General features: G+C 71.1%; 10 protein-coding genes and 1 riboswitch. Of the genes, 6 read left to right on the forward strand and 4 right to left on the reverse strand.

The genetic code is table 11. The features are described from left to right. Positions 1-18: 18 nt before the first annotated feature. The 3 genes from LDQ05_RS18275 to LDQ05_RS18285 are packed head-to-tail and all read right to left on the reverse strand — an operon-like array spanning position 19 to position 4224. Positions 19-561, reverse strand: coding sequence for a phosphatase PAP2 family protein (locus LDQ05_RS18275; protein ID WP_226438377.1), 543 nt, complete (start codon positions 559-561; stop codon positions 19-21). Continuing rightward, positions 558-3332 (reverse strand): sacsin N-terminal ATP-binding-like domain-containing protein, encoded by a 2775-nt coding sequence (locus tag LDQ05_RS18280; RefSeq protein WP_226438378.1) that lies wholly within the window; start codon positions 3330-3332, stop codon positions 558-560. Before LDQ05_RS18280 ends, LDQ05_RS18275 begins: the two co-directional genes overlap by 4 nt. Before the next feature lies 1 nt (position 3333). Next, positions 3334-4224, reverse strand: a complete 891-nt coding sequence (locus LDQ05_RS18285; protein ID WP_226438379.1) for a DUF3027 domain-containing protein — start codon at positions 4222-4224, stop codon at positions 3334-3336. 50 nt (positions 4225-4274) lie between these two features. On the opposite strand from LDQ05_RS18285, the gene LDQ05_RS18290 reads away from it, so the two are divergent. From LDQ05_RS18290 to LDQ05_RS18300, 3 genes are read left to right on the forward strand one after another with little or no spacing between them, the layout of a single operon-like run. Further along, the gene (locus tag LDQ05_RS18290; protein ID WP_226438380.1) at positions 4275-5075 is read left to right on the forward strand and encodes a glutaminyl-peptide cyclotransferase; all 801 of its coding nucleotides are present in this window, start codon (positions 4275-4277) and stop codon (positions 5073-5075) included. 57 nt (positions 5076-5132) lie between these two features. Then, positions 5133-6812 (forward strand): MFS transporter, encoded by a 1680-nt coding sequence (locus LDQ05_RS18295; RefSeq protein WP_226438381.1) that lies wholly within the window; start codon positions 5133-5135, stop codon positions 6810-6812. Further along, positions 6809-7303, forward strand: coding sequence for a DUF2771 domain-containing protein (locus LDQ05_RS18300; RefSeq protein WP_226438382.1), 495 nt, complete (start codon positions 6809-6811; stop codon positions 7301-7303). Before LDQ05_RS18295 ends, LDQ05_RS18300 begins: the two co-directional genes overlap by 4 nt. A 117-nt stretch (positions 7304-7420) precedes the next feature. On the opposite strand, the gene LDQ05_RS18305 is transcribed toward LDQ05_RS18300, so the two are convergent. Then, the gene (locus LDQ05_RS18305; protein ID WP_226438383.1) at positions 7421-7828 is read right to left on the reverse strand and encodes a cold-shock protein; all 408 of its coding nucleotides are present in this window, start codon (positions 7826-7828) and stop codon (positions 7421-7423) included. Positions 7829-8000: 172 nt separating this feature from the next. On the opposite strand from LDQ05_RS18305, the gene LDQ05_RS18310 reads away from it, so the two are divergent. From LDQ05_RS18310 to LDQ05_RS18320, 3 genes are all read left to right on the forward strand, one after another. Next, the gene (locus LDQ05_RS18310; RefSeq protein ID WP_226438384.1) at positions 8001-8243 is read left to right on the forward strand and encodes a hypothetical protein; all 243 of its coding nucleotides are present in this window, start codon (positions 8001-8003) and stop codon (positions 8241-8243) included. Continuing rightward, positions 8240-8632 carry a YccF domain-containing protein gene (locus LDQ05_RS18315; protein ID WP_226438385.1) on the forward strand — a complete coding sequence of 131 codons (393 nt, stop codon included), beginning with the start codon at positions 8240-8242 and terminating at the stop codon, positions 8630-8632. Before LDQ05_RS18310 ends, LDQ05_RS18315 begins: the two co-directional genes overlap by 4 nt. Before the next feature lie 325 nt (positions 8633-8957). Next, a riboswitch (cyclic di-AMP (ydaO/yuaA leader) is annotated at positions 8958-9085 on the forward strand. 10 nt (positions 9086-9095) lie between these two features. Beyond that, positions 9096-9686 carry a resuscitation-promoting factor Rpf1 domain-containing protein gene (locus LDQ05_RS18320; protein WP_226438386.1) on the forward strand — a complete coding sequence of 197 codons (591 nt, stop codon included), beginning with the start codon at positions 9096-9098 and terminating at the stop codon, positions 9684-9686. Positions 9687-9769: the final 83 nt, after the last annotated feature.

Genomic DNA, 9769 nt, shown 5'->3' on the forward strand with positions numbered 1-9769 from the left:
CCTTTCTGGTAGCCGGAGCTACCAGAAAGGCGCACGGGGGGACGTGATCGAACGCACCCACAGCAACGCCCACAGGACCCCGAGACCCCAGCCCACGAGAACGTCGGTGAGCCAGTGCGCCGCCAGATACACGCGCGACAGTCCCACCGCGATCGTGTACCCGGCAGCGACCGACACCGCGACCGCACGTCGACGATCACCGGGCGGCCACGTCCGCCACGCGACGACCGCGAGCACCGTAGCCAGTGCCGCAGTCGTCATCGCATGACCCGACGGGAACGACAGGGTCTGCAGATCCAGCAGACGCTCCGGCATCGGTGGACGAGGCCGCCCGACGACGTTCTTGAGCAGCGTCATCACCGGCCACACGGTGAGCATCGCGCCACCGACGAACATCGCGTCGACCGGACGCGACGCACGCAGCAACGCGAGGGCCGCGACGACGGCGACCGCAGTGGTCGCGACCGCCCCGCCCAGGTGGGTGGCCGCGACGACGACGTCGGTGAGCAGCGGCGTGCGGATCTGCACCACCGCGTCGAGAGTCGCGTCGTCGAGGTTCACGGATGCGCGAGGGCCACGACCGCAACGGCCAGACCGGCGGGACTGCAGTGCACGGTCCCGGAGCCGTCCGTCCACCACGGCACGTCGACGTCCCCGTCGACCGCGCCCGAGCACCGCACCACGAGACGCCCGTGCACGGTCAACGGCGCCGTGGGCAACGGCACCCCGGCGCTCGCGGCGGCGAGCACGGCAGCCGGTTCGCGTCGCCACGTGGTGGCCCTGCCCACCGACACCGGTTCGCCGTGCACCTCCGACGACGCCCGCGCCAGATCGAGCAGGTCGGCGAGCGCACCCGCGACCGCGAGTTCACCGACGACGACACGATCCGCCGGCACCGCAGCGCCGATCCACGCGGTGTCGACGACGAGCGCGTCGCCGGCGTCGGCGACGGTGCCCGCGAGGCTGCGGACACCGGACGGCAGGATGAGGTCGTCGGTGTCCACGGTGCCGCCCGCGGCGGCCCGGGCGAGTGCGGTGTGCGCGGCGACGACGGGCGCGGGTTCGGGCTCCCGGTCGGGGTCGCCGAGCCGGTCGAGGAGCAGCTCGGCGAGCTCGGGATCGTCGACGACGTCGCTTGCCAGACACTGCCGGAACACTCCGGCGGCGGGGTGTGTGCAGGGGTCGAGCAACCCGGCGAAGACGTCGTCGTCGGCGTGACGCAGCAGTCCGAGGCGCTGGTCACCGAGCACCGCGTGGGTACGCAGCCACCACGCCGTGTATCCGTCACGGTCGGCGAGGGCGGGGGCGGTGTCGGGGTCCGCGGCGAGAAGGGACAGGGCCTCCGGCCACCGGTCGTCGGCGACGAGATCGAGGTCACGCACCGCGACGAGCACATCCGGGTCGTCGGCGAGGGTGGCCCACCAGTCGTCCTCGTCGGGCAGCTCGTGGTCGGGTCCGGTGGGCATCTCGACGTCCAACACCGTGAACCCCCAGCCGACGCCGACGGCGCGCAGTGCGTCGACGCCGTACCGGTCGACGTGATCGGAGGACAGCGTCGCGAACGGCGAGTCGTCGACGAGCACGTCGGCGAGCGGCGCACCGGGCAGGAGCAGCTCGTCGGCCGGCACGAGTTCACCGTCGACGTCGGGCAGCGGCAACGCACCGAGTTCGCGGGGCACCGCCGACGGCGCGACCTGCGCGGCCAGCCGCAGCACGACGTCGGCCAACTGCGCGGCCCCCTCCGGGTCCGGGTCGTCGCCGTCCACGCGGTCGACCGCGGCGAGGAGCGCGGGGTCGGCGAGCAGATCCTCCGCGGTGGCGGTGCCCGCACCGAGGCGGGTGAGCAGCGGGTGCGCCGCCTCCGGGTGCACGAGCCGCACCCACGGCAGGGAGGCGTCGCCGAGGCCCCGCACGTCGGAGGCGAGCACGGTCGTCCGGGGACCGGTGACCGTGCGTCCATCCGTCAACGGGACCGGCAGCGACGCGAGTTCCTCGGCAGCAACGGGGTCGGTGACGAGCGGTGCGAGCGCCTCGTACAACCGGTACCACCAGCGCGGCTCCCGGTCGTGCCCGGTGAGCAGTTCCGCGACCCGCGCGAGTCCGATCCGGTGTACCCCCGCCGCGGTGAGCGCCGCGACGTGCCGTGTCCCGCCGAGACGAGGATCGATCAGCCCGGGAACGACATCGGTGAGCGCGGTCGCCAGCGCGGCGTCGAGTCCGGGCAGCAGTGCGGCACGATCCGGCAGGAGGTCGTCACCGCCGTCGGCGGCCGGTAGCCAGGGGTGGGCACGCAGGTCGGCGAGGACCGCCTCCCGCAGGCGCGCGTCGACCTCGCCGCGGGCGAATCCGGGGGCGGGCACGAGGTCGGCGCGTCGGGCGGGAGGCATCGCGGCGACGAAGCGGGCGTAGCCGTGGGCGAGGTGCTCGACGCGGGTACCGGGCAGGATGCGCCGCCGATCCGGCTGCATCGCGACGTCGCCGATCACGAGTGCGGGCAGCGACAGTTCCTCGTCGGAGCGGGTGGGTGCGCGCAGCACGTCGTGCTGCACGGGCGCGACCCGGTCGTCGACGACGGGTACGAGCCACCGCGCCGACGCGCCGCGCTGCTCCCACCAACGCTGGTTTCCGACACGGATCTCCCTCAGTCCCGAGTCGAGGTCGAGCTCGGTGCGGGTGAGTTCGTCACCGTCGACGACGACGGTGACGAGTGCGGGTAGTTCGAGGAGCAGGTCGACGGCTTCGCTGCGGAAGTCGGCGAGCAGGGACCGCGCGTCGATCCCGTCGCGCAGGTCGAGCACGACCTCGGTGTCGCTGCCCGGCGCGGGCGGGGTGGTGCTCGGCCACGCGAGCCGCAGGACGGGTGCACCCGATTCCGGGGCGGGCAGTTCGTGCGCGGCGAGTGCGTCGCGGGTCGCGGCGGCCGAGAACCGGATGGATCCCGTCGTCGACCGCACCTCGACGTCGTCGGAGATCGCGAGAACCGCGGTGAATCCGACTCCGAACCGGCCCACCCCGTCGGTCTTCGCCGAGGCACGCAGCGCGGTGAGCGCCTCGACACCGGTCGCGTCGAGCGGTGCACCGGTGTTCGCGACGTGCAACCGCCTCCCGTCGCGCCACACCCGAAGCGTGCCGGGGATGCCGGTGCGGGCGGCGGCATCGGCCGCGTTCTGGGCGAGTTCGGTGAGCACCCGGTCCCGGTACCCGGACCGTACGAGATCGGCCTCGGAGTTCGTGTCCTCGAGCAGACGGGTCGGTGACGATCGCCACGCGGTGAGCAGTCCCGCGCGCAACGCCGCGGTGTCGAACGGGTCGGCGGTGCCGGGTCCGGTCACGTCAGTCGGTGGACGCCGAGTCGGTGTCCCCGGTGTCCTCGGCGGAACCCACCGTGTCCCCGGCGGAAAGCCCGGTGCCCTCGGCGGCATCCTCGACAGCGGCCGGCGCCGGAAGCGTGACGATCTCGACGGCGGCGTCGTCGTACGCGTCGAACCGCGGTGAACCCGCGCCGGTCGGCAGCGTGGTGTCGGAGTGGGCACCGCACCCGTACTCGGCGTGCACGACGCGGCCGTCGGCGGCGAATTCGTTGCCGCACACCCCGAACGCAGCGCGCAACGACCCCGCGAGGGGAAGGTAGAACCCGCACAGCATGCACGTCGAGGGTGCGGCCTTGGCCATCTCGGCGCCCGGTCCGTAGTCGCCGTCGTGCCAGCGTTGCGCGGCGTCGAGGCGCCCCTCGAGGCTCATGACCTGGCGGCGTCCGAGGCCGATCTCACCGGCGGTGGCGTCGACGTCGGGGTCGCCGGAGGAGGTGTAGCCGGGGACCAGCCGCGGGTCGTCGGGTGCGGGGGCGAGCAGATCGCCCGGCCCGAGGTCGCCGGGTCGGATGCGCTCGTTCCACGGCACCCAGTCGGGCGCGACGAGTGCTTCCGGGCCGGGGAGCAGCACCGATTCGGACACGGTGACGTGTTCGGATCCGGGTGCCGCGGCCACGACCACGGCCCACTGCCACCCGTGGTATCCGGGTAGGTCGGCGACGAAGCGGTGCGTGGCGGACACCTCGTCCTCGGAGGTGACCCCCAGGTAGGCCCCGACTCCCCCCTCACGGAGGTCGACGAGCGCGGACCGGGCGAGGTCGACCGCATCGGCGAGCACCGGCCGCACAGCCGGATCCACCGAGGGGTCCTTCCCCGGACTGACGGCAGGAGGTACAACACTCACGGTGTCCATTCTGCCGTACCGACGGGCGGGCGCGGCGCCCGGCCACGGATGATGTGGTGATGCACCGTCGCAGGCCCACCGCCACCGCCCTGTCCTGCACCGTCGTGGTCGCCGCCGCGCTCACCTCGTGCACCGGCACCGGTGACGACGACCCGACGGTGGACACCCTGCGGGTGGAGGTCGTCACGACGCACCCGCACGACTCGTCGGCGTTCACCCAGGGCCTCGAGATCGACGACGGCGAACTGCTGGAAGGCACCGGGATCGAGGGTGCGTCGCGGGTGTCGGCGCGGAACCTCGTCGACGGCTCCGAACGGGTGCGGGTGGACCTTCCGGGCGACATGTTCGGTGAGGGCATCACCGTTGCGGGCGACACGGTGTGGCAGCTCACCTGGCGCGACGGCGTCGCCTTCGCCCGTGACCGGGGTTCCCTGACGGAACAGCGGCGCGTGTCGTACACGGGTGAGGGGTGGGGGCTGTGTGCGCAGCCGGATCGGCTGGTGATGAGCGACGGATCCGCCGACCTGGTCTTCCGTGACCTCGGGTCGTTCGAGGAGATCGGGCGGGTGACGGTGCGCCGCGGCGGCCGGGAGGTTCCGCGGTTGAACGAACTCGAATGCACCGACGACGGTGCGGTGTACGCCAACGTGTGGAAGAGCGACGAGATCGTGCGGATCGACCCGGAGTCCGGTCGGGTCACGGCCGTCGTCGACGCCGCGGAACTCGCGGGGCGGATCCCGGCGGACGAACGCGCCGGCATCGACGTGCTCAACGGCATCGCGCACATCCCCGGAACCGATCGTTTCCTGCTCACCGGCAAGTACTGGCCGGTGCTCTTCGAGGTCCGTTTCGTGCAGTGACCGACACCCCGGTGTGCCCGCGTGTACGTCGACGACCCGGTGGGGAAGAATCGAGACGTGAGCGAACGGGACGAGCGACCTGCCTCAGGCAAGGCGGACGACCGTGCCCCGGGTTCCCGGCATCCGGGGTACCGCAACTATCCGCCGCCGCGGCGAGTGTCCGCGCGCCGTACACCACTGCCTCCGCTGCATCCGGTCGACGACACGGGACGCGCGGAGACGACCCGGCCCGCGTCCCGATCGTCCGCCGACCGGTCGATCGACGAGCGGGACGCACCCCGCGCGCCGCGGATGCCGCGCAAACTGACGGTCACGCGGGTCGCGGCTCTGCGCGGACGGGAACTGACCAACAAGGGCATCGCGACGTTCCGGCGTGCCGCGACCGCGAACGGCGCCGACAAGTCGGGGCTGACCGCGCTGATGTACGCGACGATGGCGAACTTCGCGTCGGACGCCGCGATCGCCGTCGCGTTGGCCAACACGCTGTTCTTCTCCGCCGCCACCGGCGAGGACAAGACGAAGGTCGCGCTGTACCTGCTCATCACGATCGCGCCGTTCGCGGTGATCGCCCCGCTCATCGGGCCCCTGCTGGACCGTCTGCAACGTGGCCGCCGCATCGCGCTGGCGACGTCGTTCGCGTTGCGCACGGTGCTCGCGGTGGTGTTGGTGTTCAACTTCGACAGCTGGGGCCTGTATCCGGCGGCGCTGGCGATGATGGTGCTGAGCAAGTCCTTCTCGGTGCTCAAATCCGCGGTGACACCCCGCGTGCTGCCACCGGAGATCGACCTGGTGCGGGTCAATTCCCGCCTGACGGTCTTCGGCCTGGTGGGAGGCACCCTCGGTGCGGGTGCGGTCGCGGCCGTCGCGGCCTGGGCGTTCGGTTCGTCGGGCGCGCTGTGGCTGTGTGCGGCGATCACGGCGTTCGGTGCGTACCTGAGCATGCGGATCCCCGCGTGGGTGGAGGTCACCGAGGGTGAGGTGCCCACGACGCTGTCGTACCACGGTTCGGAGGCACGCACCGAGATCCTGGACACGAAGACCGAAGTGATCCCGACGGGGGTGCGGGACCGGCAGCCGCTGGGCCGGGCCGTGGTGACCGGGCTGTGGGGCAACGGCACCATCCGGGTGCTCACCGGGTTCCTGACACTGTTCATCGCCTTCGTCGCGAAGAACACCACCGATCATTCGCCGATCATGCAGGCCGCGATGCTCGGCCTGGTCGGCGCGGCTGCGGCGATCGGCAACTTCGCGGGCAACGCCACCGGGGCCCGCATGGCGCTGGGCAAGCCCGCGTTGATCGTGGTGCGGTGCGCGGCGGCAGCGGTGATCGTGGCGGCGGTGGTCGCGGCGACCGACAACGTTCTCGCGGCGGCCGCGGCGGCGATGGTCGCGGCGTGTGCGAGCGCGCTGGCGAAGGTGTCTCTGGATGCGTCGCTGCAACAGGATCTGCCGGAGGAGTCGATCGCGTCCGGGTTCGGCTGGTCCGAGACCGTTCTGCAATTGAGCTGGGTGCTGGGCGGCGCCATGGGGGTCCTGCTGCCGACGGAGTTGTGGATCGGTTTCACTGCGGTGACGGTGGTGCTGGTTCTCGGATTCGCCCAGACGCTCCTGACCTACCGTGGGGGGACGATGCTGCCCGGGCTGGGCGGCAGGAGGCCCGAACACGCCTCCACCGAAACCTCGGCGTGGCGCCGGAGACGCCGCGGTGGTCGATCGACACGAAAAGGGAGCGAATGAACCTGCAGGCACGGACGAAGAAGACCATCGCGGTGATCGCGGTGGCCCTGCTGATCGTGGGGGTGGCGTTCGTCGCGGTGATGGTCCAGCTCGTCGGCTCCGCCGACCGGAAGCTTCCCGAGATCACCGCGTACGCGTACGGAAAGTCGGTGACGGTCGAACCGACGCAGCACTGCAATCTCTACCTGGAGGACTGCATCGAGAATCCGCTGGCGACGTTGGACGTGCCCCCGGGCGAACCGCTGCAGCTGTCGTTGCCGACGGACATCGCGGACGCTCCGTGGCGCCTGATCGCCGTATACGGGGACGTCGACACCGGCCGGACGTACATCGACGGCCTGATGTTCGAGCCGGGGCAGCGTCTCGCAGTGACCGTTCCCGCCGACCCGGCGCTCCAGTTGCTCGGCATCGAGGTGCAGTTGCCGTCGGCGGTCGTCGACGAAGCGGGCGAGCCGATCGCGCACGCCGTGTGGGGTCTGCAGACGTTCTGAGTGCGGCGCCACCCGGGTCGATGAACAGGTGTGCCCGCCGGGACCCATCCCGGCGGGCACATCTCCTTCGTCGGCCGACGCCCCGGTCGCGCGCTGCACCACCGGCGCGCCGAGTGTTCAGTGGTCCAGTTCGCGGGCCACCGCACGCATGAGCTCGGAGATCCGCTGACCGTTCTTGCGGTCGGGATAGCGCCCCCGCCGCAGGTCGGGCTGGACCGCGGCCTCGAGCAGCGTGATCATGTCCTCGACCATGCCGTGCAGTTCGTCGGGCGTGCGACGGTCCTTGGCGGGCGCCTCACGACGGTTGCCCTGTCGCAGGCCCGGTCGTTCCAGCAACGTGACGTTGAGGGCCTGCGGCCCCCGACGACCGGCGGCCATCCCGAACTCGACGCGCTGACCGGCCTTGAGTCCCTCGACCCCCTCGGGAAGGGCCGCTGCCCGCACGTAGACGTCTTCGCCCTCGTCCTGGGACAGGAAGCCGAAGCCCTTGTCGACGTCGTACCATTTCACCCTGCCGGTCGGCACCGCGTTCACCTGCTTCTGACGGCCGTGCCGGAGGCACGACGTGGACACATGCAAACAACGCGCCCCAACCCTGACGATCGGGACGCGCGTATGCGCACGATCATACCCCGGTGGCGGTGCCCACCGGCCGACGCGCGTGCCGACCCGGACCTCCGGGGACTACCGTGGGGACGTGGGTACTTCTTCCTCGGATGCATCGCGCGCACCGCGCAACCTCCTCCTCAAGGCCGCACTCGCGTGTTTCGCGGTGGGAATCGTCGCGGTCGTCGCGATCTTCCTGACCCCGATCCTCACCGACGGCAAGCCGGGACTGGCCCTGTTCCTGCTCGCCCTGACGTGGCCGCTCGGTTTCGCGCTGGCCATCGGTTTCGCTCTGCAGTCGGGTCGGCGCGCGAAGACGGGTGCGGGTTCATGAGGGTCGTCCTCAACATCATCTGGCTGGTCTTCGGTGGACTGTGGCTGGCATTGGGTTACTTCGTGGCCGGCATCGTGTGCTGCATCCTGATCATCACCATTCCGTTCGGGATCGCCGCGTTCCGGATCGGCGTGTACGCGCTGTGGCCGTTCGGGAAGACGGTGGTCGAGAAGCCGACCTCGGGGGTCGGGTCGCTGATCGGAAATGTGATCTGGATCGTCATCGCCGGGATCTGGCTGGCCATCGGACACATCACGACGGCGATCGCGATGGCGATCACGATCATCGGCATCCCGCTCGCGATCGCGAACCTGAAAATGGTGCCGATCTCACTGATGCCGCTCGGCAAGGACATCGTCCCGGTGGATGCCCGCCCCACCTACATGTGATCTTTACCACATAACGGAGGGGTAACGACAAGGGCTCGATCCGGTTTTTACGTGCTGCACGTATGGCTACCTGCGGGTTCATTGCGCGGTACAGCGAGGCCACCGGCCCGGGACCTCCGGATGTTGCGTTATCAATTGGTGACACTCGGCGCCCCGACCCGTTACCGTCATCTGCGGTCGGACCGCCAGGACCGACCGACCCGGGCCCGCCGCGCCAAATTCCTGTCCCGCGGAGCCCGGTATCCCGACAAGAGATCCACAGGGACAGGAAACGGGGGACCCACCGGTCTCCCACGGAAGCGCCGGCCCCGCCGGAGTTTCCCGGAGGCCCGGCCCGCCGCTCACGCGGCAGGCCTTGGGGTGAAGCCCGACCGCTCACCGAGCGCGACGGCCGGACTACCTCTTCAGTCCGAACCCGACAGCTGACCTCGTAGGCGCGTACGGAGAGGAACACGGAACCGACATGACCGGACGCCACCGCAAGCCCACCAACACCGGCCGCACCGTTGCGAAGTTCGCACTGACCAGCGCAGTCCTCGGCGTCACCGGCGTCGCGTTCAGCGGCACCGCCACCGCCGCCCCCGACTCCGACTGGGATCGCCTCGCGCAGTGCGAGTCGGGCGGCAACTGGGCCATCAACACCGGAAACGGCTACCAGGGCGGCCTGCAGTTCTCGCCGAGCACCTGGAACGCCTACGGCGGCCAGGAGTACGCGGCCACCGCCAACCAGGCGAGCCGCGAGCAGCAGATCGTCGTCGCCGAGCGAGTCCTCGAGGGCCAGGGCTGGGGCGCATGGCCGTCCTGCTCGTCGAGCCTCGGACTCTCGAGTGCCCCGACGCAGCGCAGCGCCCCGAGCACCACCGCTCCCGAGGCGAGCACCCCGGCCCCGACCGCCGAGCGCGTCGTGCCGCAGCTCCCCGAGAACTCGCCGCTCACTGCCGAGGCGCAGAGCCTCGTCAGCGGTTTCGAGCAGGGCGTCGAAGCACTGCAGAACGCCGGTGTCGACATCGATCCCAGCATCCTCGACGCCGTCCGCGCTGTTCTCCCGCAGTAACACGCACCCGGTCCCGTCGAGGACCCCGCGAACATCGGGAAGGCCCCGCACCGATCGGTGCGGGGGATCGGAAGAGCGTCGTG

Source organism: Rhodococcus yananensis, from assembly GCF_020515525.1.
In the GTDB taxonomy this organism is placed as follows: Bacteria; Actinomycetota; Actinomycetes; order Mycobacteriales; family Mycobacteriaceae; genus Rhodococcus; species Rhodococcus yananensis.